The organism is Micromonospora sp. WMMD729 (genome assembly GCF_049315225.1).
Taxonomy (GTDB): Bacteria; Actinomycetota; Actinomycetes; order Mycobacteriales; family Micromonosporaceae; genus Micromonospora.
Map to the genome: position 1 here is coordinate 5,987,772 of NZ_CP186059.1, position 23,820 is coordinate 6,011,591.

General features: G+C 73.4%; 20 protein-coding genes and 1 riboswitch. Of the genes, 10 read left to right on the forward strand and 10 right to left on the reverse strand.

Annotation, left to right across the window (positions count from 1 at the left end):
- Nucleotides 1–53: 53 nt before the first annotated feature.
- The gene (locus ACN263_RS27555) at nucleotides 54–2,249 is read left to right on the forward strand and encodes an ATP-dependent DNA helicase (RefSeq protein WP_422737147.1); all 2,196 of its coding nucleotides are present in this window, start codon (nucleotides 54–56) and stop codon (nucleotides 2,247–2,249) included.
- A 169-nt stretch (nucleotides 2,250–2,418) separates the two neighbouring features.
- Here the strand turns inward: ACN263_RS27555 and ACN263_RS27560 are convergent, their stop codons facing one another.
- Nucleotides 2,419–3,717 (reverse strand): AI-2E family transporter, encoded by a 1,299-nt coding sequence (locus ACN263_RS27560; RefSeq protein ID WP_422737148.1) that lies wholly within the window; start codon nucleotides 3,715–3,717, stop codon nucleotides 2,419–2,421.
- A 158-nt stretch (nucleotides 3,718–3,875) separates the two neighbouring features.
- On the opposite strand from ACN263_RS27560, the gene ACN263_RS27565 reads away from it, so the two are divergent.
- Together ACN263_RS27565 and ACN263_RS27570 are read left to right on the forward strand one after the other, a co-directional pair.
- Complete coding sequence (locus ACN263_RS27565) at nucleotides 3,876–4,214, forward strand: GroES family chaperonin (RefSeq protein WP_422737149.1); 339 nt, start codon at nucleotides 3,876–3,878, stop codon at nucleotides 4,212–4,214.
- 80 nt (nucleotides 4,215–4,294) lie between these two features.
- Complete coding sequence (locus tag ACN263_RS27570; RefSeq protein WP_234588321.1) at nucleotides 4,295–4,462, forward strand: hypothetical protein; 168 nt, start codon at nucleotides 4,295–4,297, stop codon at nucleotides 4,460–4,462.
- Nucleotides 4,463–4,493: 31 nt separating this feature from the next.
- Here ACN263_RS27570 and ACN263_RS27575 read toward each other — a convergent pair whose 3' ends face one another.
- Entirely contained in the window at nucleotides 4,494–5,972 is a 1,479-nt protein-coding gene (locus ACN263_RS27575; protein WP_422737150.1) for a PrsW family intramembrane metalloprotease, read from the reverse strand.
- Nucleotides 5,973–5,995: 23 nt separating this feature from the next.
- Nucleotides 5,996–6,116, forward strand: a riboswitch (SAM riboswitch).
- Nucleotides 6,117–6,195: 79 nt separating this feature from the next.
- On the opposite strand from ACN263_RS27575, the gene ACN263_RS27580 reads away from it, so the two are divergent.
- A complete protein-coding gene (locus ACN263_RS27580; protein ID WP_422740844.1) occupies nucleotides 6,196–7,431 on the forward strand; it encodes an aminotransferase class V-fold PLP-dependent enzyme in 1,236 nt (411 codons plus the stop codon).
- Between the two features lie 9 nt (nucleotides 7,432–7,440).
- Here ACN263_RS27580 and ACN263_RS27585 read toward each other — a convergent pair whose 3' ends face one another.
- Nucleotides 7,441–8,676, reverse strand: coding sequence for an FUSC family protein (locus ACN263_RS27585; RefSeq protein ID WP_422737151.1), 1,236 nt, complete (start codon nucleotides 8,674–8,676; stop codon nucleotides 7,441–7,443).
- Between the two features lie 107 nt (nucleotides 8,677–8,783).
- Between ACN263_RS27585 and ACN263_RS27590 the strand changes: the two genes are divergently transcribed.
- Nucleotides 8,784–9,434: a metal-dependent phosphohydrolase gene (locus tag ACN263_RS27590; protein WP_422737152.1), complete on the forward strand. Its 651-nt coding sequence runs from the start codon at nucleotides 8,784–8,786 to the stop codon at nucleotides 9,432–9,434.
- On the opposite strand, the gene ACN263_RS27595 is transcribed toward ACN263_RS27590, so the two are convergent.
- Nucleotides 9,412–9,687, reverse strand: a complete 276-nt coding sequence (locus ACN263_RS27595) for a DUF4031 domain-containing protein (RefSeq protein ID WP_422737153.1) — start codon at nucleotides 9,685–9,687, stop codon at nucleotides 9,412–9,414. The two genes, ACN263_RS27590 and ACN263_RS27595, sit on opposite strands and share 23 nt — an antisense overlap.
- A gap of 56 nt (nucleotides 9,688–9,743) precedes the next feature.
- On the opposite strand from ACN263_RS27595, the gene ACN263_RS27600 reads away from it, so the two are divergent.
- A complete protein-coding gene (locus tag ACN263_RS27600; RefSeq protein ID WP_422737154.1) occupies nucleotides 9,744–11,144 on the forward strand; it encodes an FAD-binding oxidoreductase in 1,401 nt (466 codons plus the stop codon).
- A gap of 10 nt (nucleotides 11,145–11,154) precedes the next feature.
- On the opposite strand, the gene ACN263_RS27605 is transcribed toward ACN263_RS27600, so the two are convergent.
- Together ACN263_RS27605 and ACN263_RS27610 are read right to left on the reverse strand one after the other, a co-directional pair.
- Nucleotides 11,155–11,691 carry a hypothetical protein gene (locus tag ACN263_RS27605; protein ID WP_422737155.1) on the reverse strand — a complete coding sequence of 179 codons (537 nt, stop codon included), beginning with the start codon at nucleotides 11,689–11,691 and terminating at the stop codon, nucleotides 11,155–11,157.
- 89 nt (nucleotides 11,692–11,780) lie between these two features.
- Complete coding sequence (locus ACN263_RS27610; protein ID WP_422737157.1) at nucleotides 11,781–13,610, reverse strand: glycerol-3-phosphate dehydrogenase/oxidase; 1,830 nt, start codon at nucleotides 13,608–13,610, stop codon at nucleotides 11,781–11,783.
- A gap of 134 nt (nucleotides 13,611–13,744) precedes the next feature.
- On the opposite strand from ACN263_RS27610, the gene ACN263_RS27615 reads away from it, so the two are divergent.
- The 3 genes from ACN263_RS27615 (at nucleotide 13,745) to ACN263_RS27625 (ending at nucleotide 17,634) form a co-directional block, all read left to right on the forward strand.
- Nucleotides 13,745–16,336 (forward strand): S8 family serine peptidase, encoded by a 2,592-nt coding sequence (locus tag ACN263_RS27615; protein WP_422737158.1) that lies wholly within the window; start codon nucleotides 13,745–13,747, stop codon nucleotides 16,334–16,336.
- Nucleotides 16,337–16,375: 39 nt separating this feature from the next.
- Nucleotides 16,376–17,311 (forward strand): GNAT family N-acetyltransferase, encoded by a 936-nt coding sequence (locus tag ACN263_RS27620; RefSeq protein WP_422737159.1) that lies wholly within the window; start codon nucleotides 16,376–16,378, stop codon nucleotides 17,309–17,311.
- A gap of 77 nt (nucleotides 17,312–17,388) precedes the next feature.
- Nucleotides 17,389–17,634, forward strand: coding sequence for a hypothetical protein (locus ACN263_RS27625; protein WP_422737160.1), 246 nt, complete (start codon nucleotides 17,389–17,391; stop codon nucleotides 17,632–17,634).
- A gap of 58 nt (nucleotides 17,635–17,692) precedes the next feature.
- Here the strand turns inward: ACN263_RS27625 and groL are convergent, their stop codons facing one another.
- The 3 genes from groL to ACN263_RS27640 all read right to left on the reverse strand — a co-directional run bounded on the left by groL (nucleotide 17,693) and on the right by ACN263_RS27640 (nucleotide 21,125).
- Complete coding sequence (gene groL / locus ACN263_RS27630) at nucleotides 17,693–19,315, reverse strand: chaperonin GroEL (RefSeq protein WP_422737161.1); 1,623 nt, start codon at nucleotides 19,313–19,315, stop codon at nucleotides 17,693–17,695.
- Between the two features lie 272 nt (nucleotides 19,316–19,587).
- Nucleotides 19,588–20,802, reverse strand: coding sequence for a hypothetical protein (locus ACN263_RS27635; protein WP_422737162.1), 1,215 nt, complete (start codon nucleotides 20,800–20,802; stop codon nucleotides 19,588–19,590).
- 119 nt (nucleotides 20,803–20,921) lie between these two features.
- Entirely contained in the window at nucleotides 20,922–21,125 is a 204-nt protein-coding gene (locus ACN263_RS27640; RefSeq protein ID WP_124815530.1) for a cold-shock protein, read from the reverse strand.
- Between the two features lie 280 nt (nucleotides 21,126–21,405).
- Here ACN263_RS27640 and ACN263_RS27645 point away from each other — a divergent pair, with 280 nt between their 5' ends.
- Nucleotides 21,406–21,936: a GNAT family N-acetyltransferase gene (locus tag ACN263_RS27645; RefSeq protein WP_422737163.1), complete on the forward strand. Its 531-nt coding sequence runs from the start codon at nucleotides 21,406–21,408 to the stop codon at nucleotides 21,934–21,936.
- 164 nt (nucleotides 21,937–22,100) lie between these two features.
- Here ACN263_RS27645 and paaN read toward each other — a convergent pair whose 3' ends face one another.
- Complete coding sequence (paaN, locus tag ACN263_RS27650) at nucleotides 22,101–23,774, reverse strand: phenylacetic acid degradation protein PaaN (RefSeq protein WP_422737164.1); 1,674 nt, start codon at nucleotides 23,772–23,774, stop codon at nucleotides 22,101–22,103.
- Nucleotides 23,775–23,820: the final 46 nt, after the last annotated feature.

Sequence of the window (23,820 nt, forward strand, 5' to 3'; positions counted from 1 at the left end):
CCGGGCGGCACCGGCCCGCGCGGTCGACGGACGGGTACGCGCCACGCGGACGGATGGGCGCAGTCGGTGTCGGCGGCGACGGGTACCGTCGCACGGTGACTCCGCCCCGCACCGCCACCGGTTCCGCCCCCACCTCGGCCCGCGGCGCAGGCCGGCGGCGGGGCGCTCGACCCAGCGGCGCGGACCTGCTCGCGGCGGCCGTCGGCGCGGTTCCCGGTGGCGCGGCCCGACCCGGGCAGCAGCAGATGGCCACGGCCATCGAGGAGTGCGTGACCAGCGGCGAGCACCTGCTCGTGCAGGCCGGCACCGGCACCGGAAAGTCCCTGGCCTACCTCGCGCCGGCGCTCACCGTGGACGGCCCGGTGGTGGTCTCCACGGCCACGCTGGCGTTGCAGTCCCAACTCGTCGACCACGACCTGCCCCGGCTGGCCGACGCGGTCGAGCCGGTGCTCGGCCGGCGACCCACGTTCGCGGTGCTCAAGGGTCGTCACCACTATCTCTGCCTGGCCCGGTTGGACAACTCCACCGCCGACGAGCCGGAGGACACCCTCTTCGACGCCCCGGCCTCCCGCCCCGGCGGCGGCACCAAGTGGCTCGGCGAGGCCGGCCGGATCGGCAAGCAGATCGAGCGGCTGCGCGACTGGGCCGAGAAGACCGACACCGGCGACCGCGACGAGCTCGACCCGGGCGTCGACGACCAGGCATGGCGACTGGTCTCCATGCCGTCGCGGGAGTGCGTCGGGGCGACCCGCTGCCCGTTCGGCGCGGAGTGCTTCGCCGAGGCGTCCCGGGCCCGCGCCCGCGAGGCCGACATCGTGGTGACCAACCACAGCCTGCTCGCGGTCGACATGCTGGCCGACCGGCACATCGTCCCGCCGCACAAGCTGCTGATCGTCGACGAGGCGCACGAGCTGGCCGACCGGGTCTCCTCCGCCGCCCAGGCCGAACTCGTGCCGGAGATGATCGACCGGTCCACCCGGCGGGCCCGCCCGCTGCTGCGCCCGGAGACGGCCGACGCGCTGACCGCCGCCGGTGACGCCCTCGCCGTCGGGCTGGCCGAGGCGCCGGCCGGGCGACTCACCGCCGGTCTACCGACGCCGCTGCGTGAGGCGTGCACCCTGCTCGACTCGGCCACCCGCGCCGCCCTGGACACGATCGGCGAGATCAAGTCCGACGATCCCGACCCGGTCCGCAAGCAGCAGGCCAAGGCCGCGATGGACGACCTCTCCAGCACCGCCCAGCGACTCCTCGAAGAGGCCGACCACGACGTGGCCTGGGTGGAGAAGAACGACAGCGGCAACCGGCGGGCCCTGGTGGTCGCGCCCCTGTCGGTCGCCGGCACCCTCGCCGCCCACCTGTACGACGAGCGCACCGTGGTCGCCACCTCGGCCACCCTGACCCTCGGCGGACGGTTCGACACGGTGGCCCGTGCCCTCGGCCTGGACGCCCCGCCGGTTCCGGCGTCCCCGGCCGCCGCCGCGCTGGCCTCCCAGAGCGGTCCCGGACGGCCGGCGGCCGAGACGCCGGGCCGCCGACTCGCCGCCGACACGGGGTCCGCCGTCCCGGCGACCGAGGGGCCGGGCTGGCGGTCTCTCGACGTGGGCTCGCCGTTCGACTACGCCCGCCAGGGCATCCTGTACGTCGCCGCGCACCTACCCCGGCCCAGCGTCTCCGGGCTGCCCGACGCGGCCGGCGAGGAGTTGCTCGGGCTCGTCGAGGCGCTCGGTGGTCGTACCCTCGGGCTCTTCTCCTCCCGACGGGCCGCGACGCAGGCGGCGGAGCTGCTGCGCGCTCGGACCGACCTGCCGGTGTTGTTGCAGGGCGAGGAGGCGCTGCCGCTGCTGGTCCGGCGGTTCCGGGAGGAGAGGTCGAGCTGCCTGTTCGGGGTGATGTCGCTCTGGCAGGGGGTGGACGTGCCCGGCGACGCCTGTCAGCTGGTGGTCATCGACCGGCTGCCTTTCCCCCGGCCCGACGAGCCGCTGGCGGCTGCTCGCGCGGCCGCCGTGGACGCGGGCGGCGGCTCCGGCTTCGCGGCGGTCAGCGTGCCGATCGCCGCGGTCCGGTTGGCGCAGGGCGTGGGCCGGCTGATCCGGGCGACCGGCGACAAGGGCGTCGTCGCGGTACTCGACTCCCGCCTGGAAACGGCAAGAGGCTACGGCCCGTTCCTACGCCGGTCCCTCCCCCCGTTCTGGTACACCACCCGCCCCGAAGTAGCCCGAGGCGCCCTAACCCGCCTAGCCCAGACCTAACCCACCCCCCACCCCACCCCGCGCCGCCCCGTCGCGCGCCGTCGCGCCACCCCGCGTCGATCTTGCAGTTTCGGTTGTCGATTTGGGGCGTTTTAGCCGCATTTGTCGCCACCGAAAGTGCAAGATCGGCGAGTCAGGGGTGGGGCGCGGGGGCAGGGAGGGTCGGGGTTCAGGGGGCTTGGGAGGCTACTACTACGGCGTCGGGTGGGGTGTCGGGGACGGTGCGGGCGGCCAGCCGGCGTACCGCGGTGTTCAGCACGGCGATCAGCGGGACGGAGACCAGCGCGCCGGTGATGCCCGCGAGCACCACGCCGGCCGCGATCCCGATGATCACCGCGAGCGGGTGGATGGCCACCGCCCGGCCCATGATGAGGGGCTGGAGCACGTGCCCCTCGACCTGCTGCACACCGATCACCGCACCCAGGATGATCAACGCGGTGACCGGGCCGCTGTCGACAAGCGCCACCAGCACGGCGACACCGCCGGAGAGCGCCGCGCCGACGATCGGGATGAACGCGCCGAGGAACACCAGGGCGGCCAGCGGGAAGGCGAACGGCACGTCGAAGATGACCAGGAAGATGCCGATGCCGACAGCGTCGATGAAGGCGACAAGCACGGTCGCGCGGACGTACGCGACGAGGGTCTGCCAGGCGGCCCGCCCGGCGTCGTCGACCTTCCAGCGGGCGGCCACCGGCAGCAGCCGGACGAGGAACCGCCAGATCCGGTTGCCGTCGCGCAGGAAGAAGAACGTCGCGAACAGCACCAGCAGCGTGCCGGTCAGCACCTCGGCCAGCGTCGCCGCGGTGCTCAGCGCGCCGCTGGTGAACTTCGAGGTGTTGTCGTTGATCCAGCCCTGCGCCTCGTCGATGTAGCGGTCGAGCTGGGTGTCGGACAGGTGCAACGGGCCGGTCTTCAGCCAGTTCTGGATCTGCCGGACGCCCTGCGACGACTTCTCGCTCAGCTCCGGCACGCCCTGGATGAACTCGTTGACCACCAGGGTCAGCGTGCCGATGACCGCCGCCAGGCCGCCGACCAGCACCACGGCCGTCGCCAGGGAACGGGGCAGCCGGGCCCGCAGCAGCCATCCCACGGCCGGCGCGAGCAGGGCCGAGAGCAGCAACGCGATGGCCAACGGGATGATCACGATCCGGACCGTGCCGACGATCCGGAGCAGCGCCCAGGCGACCACACCGATCACGATCAACCGCCAGCACCAGGCGGCGGCGATCCGCAGGCCGTGCGGCACGTCGGCGTCGTCCCGGCTGGACGTGGAGCTGTGCAGGTCCACCGGCGGTTCCGCGCCGACGACCGTGGCCTTCGCCGGAGCGGCGGGACCGGGGACGGCCGGCGAGGCGACCCCCGGCGACTCCGGCGCGTCGCTCGGGGTCTCCTGGGCGGCGCGTACCGACTGCTGTCCTGACTGGTAGGCGCGGCGCAGCCGCCCGCGTACCCGCTCGAAGCGGCTCAAGCGCACCTCCTGGCAGAAGAATCGTCCGCCCACGGCGACAGGTCGGACAGCATACGTCCGTTCCCGACACGGTAGGGCAGTTCCGCCACACAATGCCCGTACGGCCATGGGCGTAACCACCGGCGGCCGGTCACCTGCGACACGGTAGCGTCTGCCCCGTGACCGCCGACCAGGATCTCGACACCGGCCTGCCGATCCGCCTGCTGCACGACCGCGTGCTGGTACGGATGGACGGCAGCGAGGGCGAGCGTCGCTCCACCGCTGGCATCGTCATCCCGGCGACCGCAGCGGTCGGCAAGCGCCTCGCGTGGGCCACCGCCGTGGGCGTGGGGCCGAACGTCCGCGCCATCGTCTCCGGCGACCGGGTGCTCTTCGACCCGGACGACCGTTCCGAGGTCGAACTGCACGGCCGCGGGTACGTGCTGCTGCGCGAGCGCGACGTGCACGCCGTCGCCGCCGAACGGGTGGAGAACGACTCCACCGGCCTCTACCTCTAGCCACCCCCGGGCCTGACCGCGCCGTTTGTCGGACCGTACGACGGGAAGCCAGCCGGCGACCGTGGCCCTGGGGAGGGACGATGCCGGTATTCGTGAAGAAGCTGCTGACCTGGGGCAGCGTCGCTTTCCTGATCTACTTCATGGCGTTCCGGCCGGACGGCGCAGCGCAGATGTTCAAGGCGATCGGGGCAGCGTTGATCGCGATGGCCCAGGGGCTCGGCGACTTTCTCACCACCCTGATGACCTGACCCCGCCGGTCCGCGACGCCGCCCGCCGCGCTCACCGGTTAGCGGGCGGCCACGGCGCGGCCGGGCGCAAACCGGGCCAGCCGGCCGGCGGGTAGCTGACCGGGGGCGCCGGGGCGAGCACCACCGGAATGGGCACCACCGGCTCATCGGGTGCGGTCACCGACCGCTGGGTGCCGTCCGGGAAGCGCAGGTGGTACTGGCTACCGTCCCAGACACCGACCGGGGCCTGCGGGTCACGGCCCACGAAGTACGACCGGTACGCGGTGATCGCCTCCAGCAGTTGCCGCTCCTCGACGGCGCTCCGCTCCCGGTCGGCCGGCTTACGGTCCAGTCCACGCAGCGTCCCGTCGCGCAGCAGGGCCAGCCGGGTCGCGGCGAGCTGGTATCCGCGCATGGCACGCGCACCGGCGTCGCCGCCGACGCGGCGTGCCCAGCTCCGGGCGGCGTGCCGACGACCCAGGCTGCTCAGTGCGGCCACCTCGGGCGGGCTCAACCAGCCGGCGCGTACGTAGTCCGGCAGCGTCCGCTCGGTGAGCCGGCCCTCCCAGGCGCGCAGCCACACGGCCAGCCCGACCACCCCGAAGAACACCGGCACCATCAGCCCCAGGAAGCCGTACAGCATGATCACCGCTTCGCCGGTGGCCTGGGTCAGCGTGGGCAACAGGTTCCAGGTGCCGTGCAGCATCATCGCCAGCAGCAGGCCGGCGATCGGGGCCAGCACCCGGACCCGCCGGTCGGCGGTACGGGCGGCCACCCCGAGCCCCACACCGGTCATCGAGGTGAAGAGGGGATGGGCGAACCCGAACAGCAGGATCCGCACGATGAAGATGGCGATCACCTGCTGGGTGCCGGTCGCCGGGCCGTACCGGTCGGCGCCGGCCGCGTAGCCGTACCCGCCCAGGTAGAGGATGTTCTCCACCATGGCGAAGCCGACCGCGGAGAGCCCGCAGTAGACCAGGCCGTCGGTGATCCCGGACCACTCCCGACGCCGGAACACCAGCAGCAGGATCGGGCCGAGCGCCTTGGTCAACTCCTCGATGAACGGCGCCACCAGCACGGCGGTCAGCGCGTCCGGCAGCCCCCAGTCGGCGAACCGCCCGGCGGCGAACTCGTTCACGTTCAGCGAGACGGCGGTGGAGACGAACGCGCCCCAGGTGAAGCAGAAGATCAGGTACTTCAGGGGCTCCGGTTCGTACCGGTCCAGCCAGAGGAAGCAGGCGACCAGTACCGGCACCGGCAGGATGGCGGCGCCCACCCCGATGAGCAGCGCGTCGAGCCCCAGCGACTGGCCGAGCCGGACGACCATGAAGACCGCGCACGCGGCGATGAGCAGCACCACCCCGGCCAGCACCAGGAACCGCAGCCAGCCGAAGCGGCGCGGCGGGATCCCGGGTGACCCGCCGACGGGCGGGGCCATCGGCGGGTGCGGCGGCGACGGCAGGGGGGCACCGGGCGGGGTGTCGGCCATGCGGTCAGCGTAGCCATCCGCCGCCGGCTGGTCCGGTCGCATCCACAGCCGCTATGCTGCCGGCAGGTCACGAGCGCCAGCGTCAAGCCCCGGCTTGCTGGCCGGCAACCCTCGTCGAGTTCGCGGTGGGGTGCCCCGGGTGATGACCGGGCCCAGCCCGATCGGTGTGCTGGGCAAGCGCGGACCCCGTCCCGACAGCACACCCGGGGTCCCTGACCCCGGAGGTTCCGGCGTGTCCGTCACTCTCGTACCCTCGCTGCCCAGCCTGCCCGCTCTCGCGTCCCCACCGTCGGCGGCGCTCGACGTGCTGGGCGTGCCCGGCGAGATCAACCTGGACTACGCGGCCACCGCGCCGTGCGCGCGGGCCGCGGCCGACGCGGTCACCGAACTGCTGCCCTGGTACGCCAGCGTGCACCGGGGGGCGGGAGCGCTGTCGCGGCGCTGCACGCTGGCCTACGAGCGGGCCCGGCAGACGGTCGGTGACTTCCTCGGCGCCCGCGCGGACGACCACGTGGTCTTCACCCGGAACACCACGGACGCGCTCAACCTGCTGGCCCGCTCGTTGCCGGCCGGCACGACGGTGGTCACCTTCGCCGGTGAGCACCACGCGAACCTGCTGCCCTGGCCACGCGGCTCGGTACGCCTGCCGGTGCCCGCCGACCCGGCCGCGGCGGTCCGCGCTCTCGCCGCCGCGCTGAGCGAACTGCGCCGCGACAGCAACCCCGCGCTGCCGGTGCTGGTCGCGGTGACCGGGGCGAGCAACGTCACCGGTGAGCTGTGGCCGGTCGCCGAGCTGGCCCGGGTGGCCCACCGGTACGGCGCGCGGATCGTCCTCGACGCGGCGCAACTCGCCCCGCACGCGCCGGTCGACAGGCAGGCGCTCGACGTGGACTACCTGGCCGTCTCCGGGCACAAGCTGTACGCCCCGTTCGGCGCGGGGGTGCTCGTCGGCCGGGCGGACTGGCTGGATGCCGCCCCGCCGTACCTGGCCGGCGGTGGGGCCACCAGCCACGTCGGGCCGGCCACCCACGACGTGGCCTGGACGACCGGCCCGGCGCGGCACGAGGGCGGTACCCCCAACCTGCTGGGCGCGGTGGCGCTGGCGGCGGTCTGCGCGGCGCTGACCGACGCCGACCGGGTCGCGCTCGCCGCCCACGAACAGGCGTTGCTGGCCCGGCTTCGGGCCGGCCTCGCGGCCCTGCCGCACGTCGTGGAGTTGCGCACCTTCGGCCCGGACGCGCCCCGGGTCGGCATCGTGTCGTTCGTGGTCGCCGGTCAGGACTCCGCCACGGTGGCCGCCCGGCTCGCCGCCGAGCACCACATCGGCGTACGGGACGGGTTGTTCTGCGCCCACCCGCTGGCCCGGCGGCTGCTGGACGAGGCGGCCACGCGTACCGGCCGGAGGGATCTTCCGTCGACCGCGCTGCGTGCCAGCATCGGTCTGGGCAGCACCGCCGCCCAGGTCGACCGGCTGCTCGCGGCGCTCGCCGAGGTGGCCTGAGCCCCGCGTTCAGCCGACCGGCGGCGCGGTGGGTGGTTTCGGCGCCTCGCCCGGTTCGGCCGGTTCACCCACCGGTCGCTCCTGGTCGCCGAAGGAGGTGCGGATCCAGCGGTTCGCCTCCTCCTGCTCGATGCCGGAGGCCACCAGCAGGTCACTTGCCGTGGTACGGACCTGGGCGATCACGACGCTGCCCGAGAAGCCGACGCCGGCCCCGTACGCGCGACCGGCCTCGCTGACGGCCCGCAGCGACCGCTCCCGCGCCTTCTGCGGCTCCTCCCCCACCGCGAACTCGTGCTTGAGCAGCCGGACCGACTCGGCGAGGTGGCCGATCGCGTCCGGCATCGGGTCCGGTACCGGCTCGTCGTCCTCGATCAGGGTGACGGACCGGCGGATCAGCGTGCCGGAGTTCCGCATCGCGCGGTCGATCGGGTCAGCCGCCTCGGCGTAGTGGGTGAGTTCGTTGCGGCGGTGCCAACGGGCCGGTGACAGGGTCGCCGTCTCCTTCGCGCCCTCGATCGCCTCGGTCAGGGTGGCCAGCTCCTGCTTGTTGTCGCGCAACCGTTCCAGCGCCCGCTGGATGATGGCGCGGTCCCGGGTGCGCAACCCGTCGGCGGTGGCGTCGAGCTGCGCGGCGAGCAGGTCCAGCGCCGGACGGGCGGCCCGGTTGATCACCCGGAGCGGGTTCAGCGGCAGCAGCACCGCCGTCACCAGCAGGGCGACCCCGCCGCCGAGGAACGCGTCGACGAAGCGGGGGATCTCCAGATTCTGGGTCGACGGGCTGAGCGTCACGATCAGCACCGCCGTGGCCGCCGCCTGGATGACGATGGCCACGCTCGCCCCGGCGAAGATGGTGAGCAGGATCGCCACCGTGACCACCAGGCCGAGTTGCCACGCGCCGGTGCCGAGGAAGTAGATCAGCAGGTCACCGACGAACACCCCGACGCCCACCCCGACGATCAGCTCCACGGTCCGGCGGAACCGCTGGCCCACCGAGGCGGCCAGGGTGCCGACCGCGGAGATCGGCGCGAAGACCGGTTGCGGGTTGCCGAGCAGCTTGTGCGAGACGAGGTACGCGAGGCCGGCCGCCAACCCGGCCTGCACGGCCAGCCCGCCGGCCATCCGTACCCTGTGCAGCCGGTCGTGCAGAGTGGCCCGGCTGCGGTGCTTGAGCTGCTCGGTGGCCTCGGCGATGCGCGCACCGTCGACGTCGACGAGTCCGTCGCGCAGGGGCGCACGCCGCACCATCGGAGGTCTCTTGTCCCGGGCCGCCGCCATGGGCGCGACTACCCGTGGCGGGCCCGCTGAATCCTCCCCCGGGCGTGCGCGGCGTACGGATGCGGCAGACTCGGGCGGTGGCCGATCTGCGGGAGCGGTGGCGGGCGGCGGCGCACGCCGCCGGTGCGATACCGGACGAGCACGCGACCCGGGCCGGTGAGCGGCTGCTCGCCCGCTGGCGGGAGCCGCATCGGCACTACCACACCGTCACGCACCTGGCCGCCGTGCTCGACGTGGTGGACCGCCATGCCGAGCTGGCCGCGCGGCCCGACCTGGTCCGGTTGGCGGCCTGGTGTCACGACGCGGTCTACGATCCCCGGGCCGTCGGTGACGCCAACGAACGGGACAGCGCGGCACTGGCCGGGAGCCTGCTCAGCGGGCTCGGGGTGCCCGACCCCGCGGTGGCCGAGGTCCGCCGGCTGGTTCTGCTGACCGCCGGACACCGGGTACCGGCGGACGACCCCGACGGCGCGCTGCTCTGCGACGCGGACCTCGCCGTGCTGGCCAGCCCGCCGGCCGACTACGACCGCTACGCGGCGGCCATCCGACGGGAGTACGCGCACGTGCCCGACCCGGCCTTCCGCAGCGGCCGGGCCAGCGTCCTCAACGGGTTGCTGGCGCTGCCCGCGCTGTTCCGGCTGCCGCCGCTGGCGCGACGGTGGGAGGCGCCGGCCCGCGACAACCTGCGCCGCGAGTTGGCCGTGCTCACCGGGCCGGCGAACCGTTGAGGTGCTTCGGGCGACGCAGGTCGGCGTCGCGGAGCAGCCGGACCAGTTCCCGGCTCGGCACCACCCGGGCGCCCAGCCACACCGCAGCCGCGAACCGGTCGGCCGGAATGTCGTAGTGGTCCCGGTCGAAGCCGCGGCGGGGTGCGCCCAGCGCCTCGGCGAAGGCGTGCAACTCGGCGTAGGAGACGTCGCTGATCAGGTGCGACCACAGCCGACCGCGCCACGGCCAGGCAGGCCGGTCCAGGTAGAGCATGTCACCAAAGCTAGCCCGCGTTGATGATCGGTGGTCGCCAGCCTAGCCTCGGCGTCATGGCCCCCACCGGACTCCTCGACGACCTGCGCGCCGCCCTGGGCGAGAACGCCGTGCTCACCGACCCGGACCTGCTGCGCGTGCACCAGCGCGACGAGGCCGACCTCTGTGCCGCCGGCGTACCCCTCGTGGTGACCCGCCCCCGGAGCACCGAACAGGTGGTCGCGGTGGTCCGTGCGGCGGCCCGGCACGGCGTACCGGTCGTGCCGCAGGGCGCGCGGACCGGGCTGGCCGGCGCGGCGAACGCGGTGGACGGCGCGGTGGTGCTCAGCACCGTCGCGATGGACGAGATCCGGGAGATCGACCCGGTGAGCCGGATCGCGGTCGTGCAACCGGGCGTGGTCAACGCCGCGCTGGCGCAGGCGGTCGCGAAGCAGGGGCTCTGGTACCCGCCGGACCCCGGCTCCTGGGAGTCGTCCACCATCGGCGGCAACGTGGCCACCAACGCGGGTGGCATGTGCTGCGTGAAGTACGGCGTGACCACCGAGTACGTGCTGGGTCTGGAGGTCGTGCTCGCCTCCGGTGAGGTGCTGCGCACGGGCCGGCGTACCGCCAAGGGCGTCGCGGGCTACGACCTGACCCGACTCTTCGTCGGCTCGGAGGGCACCCTCGGCGTGATCACCGAGGTGACGGTGGCGCTGCGACCCGCCCCGGCCGATTCGTTGACCCTGGTGGCGGTCTTCGGATCCACGGCGGCGGCGGGCACGGCGGTGGCCCAGATCGCCGCGCAGGGTCTCACCCCCAGCCTGTTGGAGTTGCTGGACCAGACCCACCTGCGGGCGATCGAGGCGTACCGGCCGATGGGTCTGCGGACCGACGCGCAGGCCCTGCTGCTGGCCGCCGTCGACACCGGCGACCGGGCGGCCGATGACCTGGCCGCCGTGGCGCAGGTGTGCGAGGCGGCCGGCGCCGAGGAGGTCTACGCGGCCACCGACACGCTGGAGGCGGCGGCGTTGTTGCAGGCCCGTCGGCTGGCCCACCCCGCGATGGAGAAGTTCGCCGCCGACACCCACCCCGGCGGCAGCGGCGGTCTGGTGATCGACGACGTGGCGGTGCCGCGAGGTGCGCTCGCCGCGCTGCTCGACGGCGTGGCCCGGATCGCGGCGGAGTGCGAGGTGCCGATCGGCGTGGTGGGGCACGCCGGGGACGGCAACATGCACCCGAACATCGTCGTCGACCGGGCCGATCCGGAGAGCGTACGGCGGGGCCGACGGGCGTTCGACGAGATCATGCGCCTCGGCCTGGACCTGGGCGGCACCTGCACCGGCGAGCACGGCGTGGGCCTGCTCAAGCGGGACTGGTTGGCGGCCGAGATCGGCCCGGTCGGCGTCCGGGTGCACCAGGCGATCAAGTCGGCGCTGGACCCGGCCGGCCTGCTCAACCCCGGCAAGGTGCTCTGAAGGGCTGCGTTCAGCCCTTGACCTCGGCGGGCGTGGCCTGGGTGAGCAGCAACAGGATCTCGCCGGCCACCGGTGGGCGTTCCTCGCCCGGGCAGTCCTGCGAGGTGATCAGGCCGGACGAGGTGAGCAGGCTCGACGTGAGCGCGTCGATGCAGGTGGTCCGGTACCGCCGGACCTGGTCGGTCTCCTCGGCGAGCCGTGGGTCGGCGAGCAGCACCTGCAACCGCTCGGTCTGCTCGGGCGCCAGCCGACCCCGGGAGGTCACCCCGTCGCCGGCGCAGTCGAGGCACTGCCACGAGCCGTCCTTCTCGACGCTCAGGGTGCGCAGCGGGGCGTCGGCGCCGAGCCGCTGGAGCAGGCTGACCTGGCCCACGGCCACCGTCGTCGGGGGCTCGGGGGCGGAGACACCGGCCGCGGTGCCGGCGGGCGGCGGGGCGGTCGCTGTGTCGGCGTCGTCGCCGCCGAACAGCGAACACCCGGCCAGGGCACCGACGAGCACCACGGCGAGGACAGGGGCGAGCAGTCGGCGGCGCGCACGGTACAGCACGCGCGGAAACCTACCCCACCGTAGGTAGCGTTCGAAACCACCATCCGGGCCGCTATCGATAGTTACCACTCGGTAACGTTACATTCCGGTCAGCTCGCCGTCGGTCGCAGCTCCGCCTGATCGTCGTCGCCCCGGTCCGCCGCGTACCCGCGTGCGTCCGGCACCCCGAGCCGGGCGGCATCCGCCTCGGCGTCGTCCGGCATGAGTTGGGACCGGCGCTCCGCCTCGACCCGCGCGCGGTAGTGCTCGACCTCGCGGGCCCGGGTCGCCGCGTCCCAGCCCAGCACCGCGCCCATCAACTCGGCCGCGTGCTCCGCCGACTCCAGCCCGCGGTGGCTGGTCTCGAACGAGATCCGGGTGCGTCGCGTCAGCACGTCCTCCAGGTGCAGCGCTCCCTCGGCCCGCGCCGCGTAGGCGACCTCCGCCGCCAGGTACTCCGGAGCACCGGCCAGCGGTGACGCGAGCAGCGGCTCGGCGTCGACCAACGCCAGCAGGTCGAGGGTGAGGCTGCCGTACCGCTCCAGCAGGTGCTCCACCACGCCCACCGGGACGCCGTGCCGCCGGGCCAGGTCGGCCCGGTCCCGCCACAGCGCCGCGTACCCGTCGGCACCGAGCAGCGGCAGGTCGGCGGTCCGTGACGCCCGCCCTCCCCCCAACCGGCGTACGGCCCGGTCGACCACGTCGGACGCCATCACCCGGTACGTCGTGTACTTGCCGCCGGCCACCAGCAGCAGCCCGAGCATCGGCTCGAACACCGCGTGCTCCCGGGACAGCTTCGAGGTCGAGTCGGCCTCGCCCGCCAGCAGGGGGCGCAGCCCGGCGTAGACGCCCTCGATGTCAGCGGTGGTCAACGGCCGGTCCAGCACGGTGTTGACCTGCTGCAACAGGTAGTCGATGTCGCGTGCCGAAGCCGCCGGGTGGGACCGGTCCAGCCGCCAGTCGGTGTCCGTCGTGCCGATGATCCAGTGCCCGCCCCACGGGATGACGAAGAGCACCGACGTCGCCGTACGCAGGATGAGCCCCGTCTCCCCGGTGATCGCCGAGCGGGGCACCACCAGGTGCACCCCCTTCGAGGCACGCACCCGGATGCCGGGCCGCAGGCCCACGTCGTTGAGCATCCGGGACATGTCGTCGCTCCACACGCCGGTGGCCGCGATGACGGTGCGGGCGTGCACCTCGAACTCCGCGTCCGGCGAACCGGCCGGCGCCTCCAGGTCACGGACGCGGACACCGGTCACCTCCCGCGCCTGCCGGATCAGCCCGACCGCGCGGGCGCTGCTCACCACCGTGGCGCCGAGGCTGGCGGCGGTGCGGGCCAGGGTGACGACCAGCCGGGCGTCGTCGACCTGCCCGTCGTAATAGCGGATCGCACCGGCCAGGGCGTCGGCGCGCAGACTCGGGAAGATCCGCCGGGCCCCCTCCCGGGTCAGGTGCCGGTGCAGCGGCATACCCCGGCCGGTGCCGAAGAGACCGGCGAAGACGTCGTACGCGGCCACACCGGCGCCGTAGTACGACCGGCGGAAGACCCGTGCCGGCAGGTCGCGCAGACCCCGGCCGGCGGGCAGCGGCACGAGGAACGGCACCGGGCGGACCAGGTGCGGCGCGAGCCGGGTCGCCAGCAGACCGCGCTCGGTCAGCGCCTCGTGGACCAGATGGAACTCCAACTGCTCCAGGTAACGCAGCCCGCCGTGGATCAACTTGCTGGACCGGCTCGACGTACCCGAGGCGAGATCGCGCGCCTCGACCAGGGCCACCTTCAGGCCCCGGGACGCCGCGTCCAGGGCGGCACCGGCACCGGTCACCCCACCCCCGATGACAAGTACGTCGAAGCGTTCGGCGCGGAGTCGGCGCAGGTCCGCCGTACGACGGATCGGCGAGAGCTGGCCGGCGACGGATCGGGAGACATTGGGATCACGCACTCATCCACCGTAACCGCCGTCCGCGCCGGTCGACATGTGCCGCCCGCCCCGTGCCGTCCCCGGTCCACGTCGACCCACCGCAGATCGCCGACGGAAACCGTTGAAGATCTTCGAGCTGGCCGTAAGGTTCTCGGATGCATGGTCAACCTGGAAGCGGCGACCGCAGCTCCCCGTGGCCGGTGGTCGCGGCCGTGTTCGTCGGCTGCTGGATCGTCGCGGTCACCGCAGCCACCCAGACCGGTGGCTGGCTGACCGATCAGGTGCTGCTGAGCTTCGGACGCGACCGGGTGGGCTGGCTCTGGCCGGTGCTCGGCCTGACCGCCGTCGTCCTGGCCGGAACGCCCGCCCTGCTGCTGGCCCTGCTACCCCGCTCGGCCTCCGTCCGGGCCACCGGACACCTCTGGCTGCTCGGTGCGCTGGCCCTCGGGGTGCTCAGCCTGCTGCGGGTGGTCCCGCCCGTGCACCACGAGGCGTACCTCGCCCTGCTGGCCGCGACGGCGCTGCTCGGCGCGCTCGCCGTGCGGTGGTCGGCGCGCCGGCGGGCGTACCCCCGGCCGGCCGGCCCGGTCGACGGCCCGGCGCTGGGCGACGAGGGTGACCCGGCCCGGACCGCTGCCACGCCCACCGACCCCACGCGATCCGATGCCGACCCGGCGCGGGCCGACGCCGCGCGGACGGAGGCCACCGGCGGCGCGGAGAAGGCCGGGCGCGGCTCGCGCCGGTGGGGCGCGCTACCGCTGCTCGCGGTCGCCGCCGGGCTGGCCCTGTTGCTGCCCTGGGTCTGGCTGGGCGCGCTCGGCGGACTGCTGGAGACCGCCCTCGCGGCCCTGGCGGCCGCCGCGCTGGGCGTGCTGGCGGGCACCCTGCTGGACACCACCTTCTGGTACCGGTTCGCGGTCGGTAGGCCACCCCGACCGGCCCGGCTGGTGCTGGTCGGCGGCCTGGTCGCCGGGGTGGCGCTGCTGCTGCTCGCGGCCGGAACGGGCCAGTCCGGCGCGCAGTTGCCCGCCCTGCTGACGCTGCCGCCCACCGGCTTCGTGCTCGCCGCGCTCTGGGCGGCAGCCGCGAAACCCGCCGCCGACCCGGTCACGGCCGCGCGTCCCGGTGTCGACGCGACCGCTCCGGCCCGCGCCGCCCGGACCGCGACCGGCTGGCTGGTGGGCCTGGCCACGCTCGGGCCGCTGGCGTTCACCGACCCGGAGGAGATCACCCTGCTGCTGGTCGGCACCCGCGACGTGCCGTTCTGGGTGGCGGCCGCCGCCGGCATCGGCCTCGCCGTCGCGGTCGTCCTCGCCATCGGGTACGCGGTGCTGCTGGCCCGCCCGACGGCACGCACCCCGAGTCGCCGGGTCGCCGCGCTGGCGGCGGCGGTCCTGCTCGTGACGGTGGGCGTGGTGGACGTCGGGCCCGGTCAGCCCGGCCTGTACGGCGAGCGGCTGCTGGTGGTGCTGCGCGAGCAGGCCGACCTGAGCGGTGTCCCGGCCGGGGCCCCCGGGCAGGCCGGACGGGACGCCCGGGCGACGGAGGTCTACCGGCGACTGGTGGCGACCGCCGACCGCACGCAGGCCGACCTGCGGCGCACGGCGGGCCGGCTACGACTCGACCCGGTGCCGTACTACCTGGTCAACGCGGTCGAGGTGGACGGCGGTCCGGCCGTACGCGCCTGGCTCGCGCGCCGGCCCGAGGTGGCCCGGGTACTGGTCAGCCAGCGGCTACGGCCACTGCCCGCCCCGGCGGGGCAGAATCGGGGCACCGCGCCGGCACCGACCGGCCCGGAGTGGAACATCCGTCAGCTCGGCGCGGACCGGGTCTGGTCCCAGCTCGGGGTGACCGGCGCGGGGATCGTGGTCGGCAGTTCCGATTCCGGCGTGGACGGCGGCCATCCGGCGCTGCGGCAGGGGTTCCGGGGCGGCGACGACTCCTGGTACGACCCGTGGGACGACACCCGGGCACCGACCGACCAGGGCGGGCACGGCACCCACACGGTGGGCAGCGCGGTCGGGCGCAACGGCATCGGCGTCGCCCCGGACGCGCAGTGGGTGGGCTGCGTCAACCTGGATCGCAACCTGGGCAGCCCGGCGCACTACCTGGACTGCCTCCAGTTCATGCTGGCGCCCTTCCCCACCGGCGGCGACCCGTTCGCCGACGGGCGGCCGGAGCGCGCCCCGCAGGTGCTGACCAACTCGTGGGGCTGCCCGACGATCGAGGGCTGCGACCGGGACGCGTTGCTGCCGGCGGCCACGGCGCTGGACGCGGCCGGGATCTTCGTGGTCGCCGCCGCCGGTAACACCGGCCCGTGGTGCGCGTCCATCGACGACCCACCCGCGCCGTACGCGAGTGTGCTGACCGTGGGCGCGGTGGACGCGCAGCGACGGGTGGCGGAGTTCTCCTCGCGCGGGCCGGTACCGGGCGGTGTGGGCAAGCCGGACGTACTGGCCCCCGGGGTGGGCGTGGTGTCGGCCATGCCCGGCGGCGGGTACGCGGCGCTGGACGGCACATCGATGGCGACCCCGCAGGTGGCGGGAGTGGTCGCGCTCATGTGGTCGGCGAACCCGGCCCTGATCGGCGATCTGGCCCGGACCCGGCAGATCCTGCGGGACACCGCCACGCCGGCCGAACCGACGTACCGCTCCCGCAATCCCGGCGACGCCTGCGGCGCTCCGGCGAACGTCACCGGCGCCGGCCAGGTCGACGCGTACGCCGCCGTTCGCGCCGCCCGGGGGTGAGCAGGGCGGACGGCGACGGGTGATCTAGGGTCGGCGACCATGGACGCCGAGATCACCGTCACCGAACTGGCCGCCGATCTCGCGCCCACCGTGGCGCGGCTCTGCGCGCGGGCACTCGACCTGCCGGAGGACGCCGCCGAGGCGGACGCCATCGTGGACGTCCTCTGGCCCCGGGCCGCCGTCGACCGGACCGTGATCGGGCTGGGGGCGTACCGGGCCGACGACCTGGTCGGGGTGGTGCTCTGCTCGGTGTCACCGACCGAGCCGGGTGTCGGGCACGTGGACCTGGTCGCCGTCCTGCCGGCGCAGCGCCGCCGGGGCGTGGGCCGCGCGCTGCTCGCCGGGGCCGAGCGGGCACTCGCCGGGCAGGGCGTCACCGAGGTGCTGCTGGCCGGAAACCCGCCCTACTACGCCTGGCCGGGCATCGACGTGCGGTACACGCCGGCGGTGTGCGCGGCCCTGGCGCTCGGCTACCGGCAGGACCGGACCGCCTGGAACATGACGGCGGACCTGTCGTACGACGGATCGCCGGCGCTGCGGTCGACGGAGGCCGCCGAGCGGCGGCTGGCCGGGCAGGGCATCACGGTACGGCGAGCCGAGCCCGCGGACCTGCCGGCGCTGACCGCGTTCGCCCGGTCCACCTTCGGCGGTGCCTGGGACGGTGAGCTGGTCGGATCGGTGGGCCGCGCGGGGGCCGGCTGCCACCTGGCGGAGCGGGCCGGCGAGGTGCTGGGTTTCGCCGCCTACGGATCGTCCCGGCCGAGCTGGTTCGGGCCGATGGGCACCGCCCCGGCCGCCGAGGGTTCGGGCATCGGTGGGGTGCTGCTTCGGCGCTGCCTGCGGGACCAGCGGGCGGCGGGTCTGGACCGGGCGGAGATCGGCTGGGTGGGGCCGGTGCCGTTTTACTCGGGCAGCGCGGGCGCACGGATCGAGCGGGTCTTCTTCCTGTACCGGCGGCACCTCGGGGCGCAATAGCGGGGCAAATGGGATATTGATCCATTCGCCCGCGTCGGGCATCGACGCCCCCTACCGTTTCGGTAGAGGAGGCAGCCATGACCGCGGATGACGACCAGACCGAGGACGGCCCGCCGATCACCTGGAAACCGGTCGGCGAACTGCCCGGCCAACTGCCGTTCGACCGACTGGACTACGGCGACGCCGAACAACTGGCCGAGATGAGCGCCGACGGCCCACCGGCCACCGAGGAACCGCAGGAGATGGTGGACGCGCCGATCCAGTTGCTGCCGCCGTACGACCGGGCGCAGAAGCGCCGTAACCAGCGCCCACTGCCCACCTGACGACGAACGGGGCGGACCGCGTCAGCGGCCCGCCCCGTTCGGTGTGTCGGAACTGGACTCAGAAGTCCATGTCCCCGCCACCCGGGCCAGCCGGGGCGGCCGGGGTCTTCTCCGGCTTGTCCGCGACGACGGCCTCGGTGGTGAGGAACAGCGCGGCGATCGACGACGCGTTCTGCAGCGCCGAACGGGTCACCTTGGCCGGGTCGATGATGCCCGCGGCCAGCAGGTCGACGTACTCGCCGTTGGCGGCGTTGAGGCCGTGACCCGCTTCGAGGTTACGGACCTTCTCCACCACGACGCCGCCCTCGAGGCCGGCGTTGACGGCGATCTGCCGCAGCGGGGCGTCCAGCGCGACCTTGACGATGTTGGCACCGGTCGCCTCGTCGCCGACCAGGTCCAGCTTGTCGAAGGCGGTCTTGCCGGCCTGCACCAGCGCGACACCACCACCCGGGACGATGCCCTCCTCGACGGCCGCCTTCGCGTTGCGAACGGCGTCCTCGATGCGGTGCTTGCGCTCCTTCAGCTCGACCTCGGTGGCCGCGCCGACCTTGATGACCGCAACGCCGCCGGCCAGCTTGGCCAGCCGCTCCTGCAGCTTCTCGCGGTCGTAGTCGGAGTCGCTCTTGTCGATCTCGGCCCGGATCTGGTTGACCCGGCCCTGGATCTGCTCGGCGTCACCGGCACCGTCGACGATGGTGGTCTCGTCCTTGGTCACCACGACCTTGCGGGCGCGGCCCAGCATGTCGACGCCGACGGCGTCGAGCTTGAGGCCGACCTCCTCGCTGATGACCTGACCACCGGTGAGGATGGCGATGTCGGCGAGCATGGCCTTGCGGCGGTCACCGAAGCCCGGCGCCTTGACGGCGACCGACTTGAAGGTGCCCCGGACCTTGTTGACGACCAGGGTGGCCAGGGCCTCGCCCTCGATGTCCTCGGCGATGATCAGCAGCGGCTTGCCCGACTGCATGACCTTCTCCAGGATCGGGAGCAGGTCCTTGACCGACGAGATCTTGCTGTTGACGATCAGGAGGTACGGGTCGTCGAAGACGGCCTCCATACGCTCCGGGTCGGTCATGAAGTAGGCCGAGATGTAGCCCTTGTCGAAGCGCATACCCTCGGTGAGCTCCAGCTCCAGCCCGAAGGTGTTGCTCTCCTCGACGGTGATGACGCCTTCCTTGCCGACCTTGTCCATCGCCTCGGCGATGATCTCGCCGACGCTGGTGTCACCAGCGGAGATGGAGGCGGTGGAGGCGATCTGCTCCTTGGTCTCGACGTCCTTGGCGAGCTTGGACAGCCCCTCCGAGACGCTCGCGACCGCAGCCTCGATGCCCCGCTTCAGGGCCATCGGGTTGGCGCCGGCGGCCACGTTGCGCAGGCCCTCGCGAACCAGGGCCTGGGCCAGGACGGTCGCCGTCGTCGTGCCGTCACCGGCGACGTCGTCGGTCTTCTTGGCGACCTCCTTGACCAGCTCGGCGCCGATCTTCTCGTACGGGTCCTCGAGCTCGATCTCCTTGGCGATGCTCACACCATCGTTGGTGATGGTGGGGGCACCCCACTTCTTCTCGAGCACGACGTTGCGGCCCTTGGGGCCGAGGGTCACCTTTACGGCGTCGGCGAGCTGGTTCATGCCCCGCTCGAGGCCGCGGCGCGCCTCTTCGTCGAACGCGATCATCTTGGCCATACGGCGTTGTCCTCCTGGACACTCACGGGCCACCCGAGATGTGTCCCCCGGATGGGCCGCCTGGTGTACGCACCTTGGGACGTCGCCACCTGGCGACGACGACGTCCTTCGGCCGGGCCGGATAGCCCGCGACGACCGGCCATGTGCTGCCCCGGTGTCTCCACACCGGCACAACCAGGCCCCACCGTCCCGACCATTGGCACTCACGGTATGCGAGTGCCAATGACTTGTTTAGCACTCTCACCTGCCGAGTGCAAGCACGATGAGCCCGGTCAGCCGAGTTCCGCCGCCAGTGTGGCCCCGTTCACGGGCCCCTCATGAGCGCGTTGCTCGGCGTACGTGATCAGGAGACCGACCAACTGGGCGAGGTGGGCCGGCAGGGCCAGCACCGCCGCGATGCCGATGACCACCACCACCCCGACCGCGGCCCCCGGGGACGCGAACGGATCCTCGCCGAACGCCGTGGTGCCGACCGACTCCAGGATGCTGGACACCACGGTTCCGATGATCACCGCCGCGCCCACCAGGGCCACCCGCCCGAGCAGCAGCCCGAGCCGGTCGTGGAACATCCGGAACGACCGGCCGATCGGATTGTGCCGCTCGAACAGGTAGACCGGGCCGGCCATGCTCAACGCGAACGCCAGGTAGATGCCGGGCAGCACGCAGAAACAGACCCCGATGCCGACGAGCAGGCTGACCAGCAGCGTCCAACCCCACAGGCCGACCGCCCGGCGCAGCCCGTACCGCAGCGCCGCGTCGAGTTCGGCGGGCTGACCGGCCGCCTGCCGGGTGATCACCCAACTGCCCGCAGCCCAGCCCAGCGCCTGCACCAGGCCGATCACCAGGCTGCCGACGACCAGCACGACGACGACGGTCAACAGGCCGGTGGCGAAATTGTCGGGCAGCCCGGTCGGGTCTGTCTCGGCCTGGGCCTCCCACCCGGCTGACGGGTCCACGCCGAAGGAGATGACCGAGAGCACCGCCGCCGGCAGGACCTGGGTGAGCAACATGATCGGCACCAACTGCCGCCAGCCCCGGCGCAGCGCGCCCCAGAACCGGTCGAACCAGGCCCCGATGCCGCCGCCGGGCGGCGTGACCAGGGCGTCGTTCGGGTCGAGGCCGTAACCCGGCGGGTACCAGCCGGCCGGCGCCCCCGGATACCACGGCTGCCCGCCGTAGGGACCGGCCCCCGGCGGGTAGCCGCCGGTGGGCGGGAAGGCCCAGCCCTGCGGTGGCGGACCGGCGGACTGACCCCACGCTCCCTGGGCGGGATCCCAGCCCGGCGGCGGACCGCTGGGCTGACCCCATGCCTGCGCGGGGTCCCAGCCCTGCGGCGGCGGGCCCTCGTGCGGCAGGCTAGCGCCCGGGACGGGCGGGGTGCCCGGCGCGGGTGACGCGCCGGAGCCGTCGCCGGGCGACGTGGGGTCGGGCCGGCTCGGCTCACCCGGCCCGGAGGGTGTGGCGGGTGGCGGCGGCTGGTCGGTCATGAACCCTCCTCAGCATCGGCTGGAACGGTTCACGATCTTCCCGGGCCGGCGTCCGCGCCGCAGCCCCGACTCGCCAGCCGATCGGGCGGATCCGCCGGCGAGCAGATCGGGGGGATCGGTCAGCCGATGACGCGGACGTGCTCCGCCTGCGGGCCCTTCTGACCCTGGGCGATCTCGAACTCGACCCGCTGACCGTCGTCGAGCGCCTTGTAACCGTCCATCTCGATCGCGGAGAAGTGGACGAACACGTCCTGACCGCCGTCGACGGCGATGAAGCCGTAACCCTTCTCGGCGTTGAACCACTTCACGGAACCCTGTGCCACGGTGCACTTCCCTCACTCTGCGCGGCGTTGCCTGCCCGAACGCCCGGCACGGCCGGACACCCGTGGACCACCGCCACAGCGATCGACGGCGACCGCTGAAAGAGGTGATCGAAATCGCACGCTACACGAGGAGTGACGGGAGCGCACGACCACAAATCGGGCATAATTCGTGGCGATCCGAGGGTCCGTCGGATTCATGACGATGGTTGTGTTTGGGGCGGATGGCGGAGTTCCGGCCGCACCGGGCGCGGGTGCACGCGGCTGTGGTAGGCATGCGGACATGACCACCGACCCGGGCGCCGCGGCCCTGCGGCAGGCGCGGATCCACCGCGTACGACCGCAGGACGCCGCCCGGATGCGGGCGCTGCGCCTGGAGATGCTCGCCGACGCGCCGTTGGCCTTCCTGGAGACCCTGGCCGACGCCGCGGCCCGACCGCACAACGAGTTCGCCGCCCGGGTGGCGTACACGTCGACCGGCCCGCACAACGCCCAGTTCGTCGCCGACCCGGGCGGCCGGCTCGTCGGGCACGCCGGTGGAACGGCCGCCCCGGACGAGCCCGACCTGACCGTCATCTACGCCGTGTACGTCACGCCCGCCTGGCGGGGCAGCGGACTCCTCGGCGAGCTGATCGACGGGGTGGCCGCCTGGTCGCGGGCCTGCGGCCGGCCGGAACTGCTGCTGGAAGTGGTGGTCGGCAACGACCGCGCCTACCGGGCCTACCAGCGGCTGGGCTTCAAGGACACGGGCGTACGGGTCCCCCACCCCACGATCCCCGCCCTGACCGAACTCCAGATGCGCCGCCCCGCATAAGAAGGACCCTTCCCAAGGCAAGACCACCAAGATGTCCCTAAAACCGGACCGTCAGGCGACACCGTGCCCACGAGAGGGTTTCCGGGGCAGCCCGCCCCGCGCAGGGATCAAGCCTGACCGCCCGGAGCGGGGCGGGCTGCCCCGGAAACCCCCACCGCAACCAATCAAGCAGGACGCCGAGACTGCACGATCCGGAACCGGTTCGCCACGTAAGCCCCGTCGGTCAGCGCCGAGTTGGCCGCCGCGTTCGCGCCACTGCCGTGGAAGTCGGAGAAGGCAGCCGACTGGTTCACGAAGACACCGCCGGTGAGGTTGCAGGACAGGTGCACCCCGACCTCGACCGCGACCGCCTCGGCGGCGTCCAGCACCGCCTCGTCGGTCGAGTAGACCCCGGCGGTCAGCGCGCCCTTCTCGCCGACGGTCCGGCGCATCAGCTCCAGGCTGTGCGCGGTGGAGTCGGTCGCGATGGCGAACGAGATCGGCCCGAACCACTCCCGGCCGTACGCCTGCTCGTCGTCCGCGGTCAGCTTCACGATCGTCGGGGTACGCACCACCGCGTCGGCGTACGCCGGGTGGGCCACGGTCCGCGACTCCAGGACCGGCTCACCCACCTTGGTGACCTCGGCCAGCCGCTCCAGCACCCCGTCGTTGACGATCGCACCGGTCAGCTCGACGCCCCGGGCCGGGTCGGCGGTCAGCTTGCCGACCGCCGCCGCGATCCCGCCGGCCACCTCGTCGAAGCTCTTGTGCCCCTGGTCGGTCTCGATGCCGCCGGCCGGGATGAGGATGTTCTGCGAGGTGGTGCACATCTGCCCGCTGTAGAGGGTCAGCGTGAAACCGAGGTTGCGGCACATGCCGGCGAAGTCGTCGGTGGAGTCGATGACGACCGTGTTCAGGCCGGCCTTCTCGGTGTAGACCGACGCCTGCCGGGCGTGCGTCTCCAGCCAGTCGCCGTACTCGGTGGAGCCGGTGAAGTCGACGATCTTGACGGCCCGGTGCAGGGCCAGGTCGCTGGCGAGCTTCTCGCCGGGGGCCTCCGCGGCCAGCAGGACCAGGTTCGGGTCGAAGCCGGCCTCGGCCAGCACCTCCCGGGCGTACTTCACGGTGATCGCCAGCGGCAGCACCGCGCGCGGGTGCGGCTTCACGATCACCGGGTTGCCGGTGACCAGCGAGGCGAACAGCCCCGGGTAGGAGTTCCAGGTCGGGAAGGTGTTGCACCCGATCACCAGCGCCACGCCACGCGGCACCACGTGGAACGTCTTGGTCATCCGCAGCGGGTCGCCCTTGCCGGCGGCCTTCTCCCAGCCGGCCGTGCCCGGGTGCCGGGTCATCTCGGCGTACGCGTACGCCAGCGCCTCCAGCGCCCGGTCCAACGCGTGCGCGCCACCGGCCTGGAAGGCCATCACGAACGCCTGCCCGCTGGTGAACTGCACCGCGTTGGCCAGCTCGAAGATGTGCTTGTGCAGCCGGTCGAGGATCTCCAGGCAGACGCCCACCCGGGCCTGCGGACCGGCGTCGCGCCAGGCCGGCAGCGCGGCCGAGGCGGCGGCGACCAGCTCGTCGGGGCCGGCGTGCGGGTAGCGCACCGCCAGGTCGACCCCGAACGGGCTCGTCTCGGTGGCGGTCCGCTCGCCGGTGCCGGGCTGGTCGAGCGGGAAATCACCACCGAGGTACGCCTCGAACGCGGCCTTGCCGTCGGCGGCGGCGGTCTCGCCGTACACGCGGGGGCTGGGGGACTCGGGATAGGCGGACCAGTAGCCCCGCTCCGTGATCGCGGTCAGCGCACGGTTGAGGGTGTCGGCGTGCCTGTCGTACAGGGGATGCGGGGTCTCCGTCATGCCGCCATCATGCATGACGGAGGTCCGCGGACAGTAGCGGCGGATA

What these genes read in the sequence shown, in the direction of transcription:
- ACN263_RS27570 (WP_234588321.1), top strand. Translation starts at nt 4,295, where the DNA reads ATGCCGGTATTCGTGAAGAAGCTGCTGACCTGGGGCAGCGTCGCTTTC.
- ACN263_RS27595 (WP_422737153.1), bottom strand. Translation starts at nt 9,687, where the DNA reads ATGCTCTACCTGGACCGGCCTGCCTGGCCGTGGCGCGGTCGGCTGTGG.
- ACN263_RS27600 (WP_422737154.1), top strand. Translation starts at nt 9,744, where the DNA reads ATGGCCCCCACCGGACTCCTCGACGACCTGCGCGCCGCCCTGGGCGAG.
- groL (WP_422737161.1), bottom strand. Translation starts at nt 19,315, where the DNA reads ATGGCCAAGATGATCGCGTTCGACGAAGAGGCGCGCCGCGGCCTCGAG.
- ACN263_RS27645 (WP_422737163.1), top strand. Translation starts at nt 21,406, where the DNA reads ATGACCACCGACCCGGGCGCCGCGGCCCTGCGGCAGGCGCGGATCCAC.
- ACN263_RS27620 (WP_422737159.1), top strand. Translation starts at nt 16,376, where the DNA reads ATGGACGCCGAGATCACCGTCACCGAACTGGCCGCCGATCTCGCGCCC.
- ACN263_RS27635 (WP_422737162.1), bottom strand. Translation starts at nt 20,802, where the DNA reads ATGACCGACCAGCCGCCGCCACCCGCCACACCCTCCGGGCCGGGTGAG.
- ACN263_RS27555 (WP_422737147.1), top strand. Translation starts at nt 54, where the DNA reads ATGGGCGCAGTCGGTGTCGGCGGCGACGGGTACCGTCGCACGGTGACT.
- paaN (WP_422737164.1), bottom strand. Translation starts at nt 23,774, where the DNA reads ATGACGGAGACCCCGCATCCCCTGTACGACAGGCACGCCGACACCCTC.
- ACN263_RS27625 (WP_422737160.1), top strand. Translation starts at nt 17,389, where the DNA reads ATGACCGCGGATGACGACCAGACCGAGGACGGCCCGCCGATCACCTGG.
- ACN263_RS27575 (WP_422737150.1), bottom strand. Translation starts at nt 5,972, where the DNA reads ATGCGACCGGACCAGCCGGCGGCGGATGGCTACGCTGACCGCATGGCC.
- ACN263_RS27615 (WP_422737158.1), top strand. Translation starts at nt 13,745, where the DNA reads ATGCATGGTCAACCTGGAAGCGGCGACCGCAGCTCCCCGTGGCCGGTG.
- ACN263_RS27585 (WP_422737151.1), bottom strand. Translation starts at nt 8,676, where the DNA reads ATGGTGCGGCGTGCGCCCCTGCGCGACGGACTCGTCGACGTCGACGGT.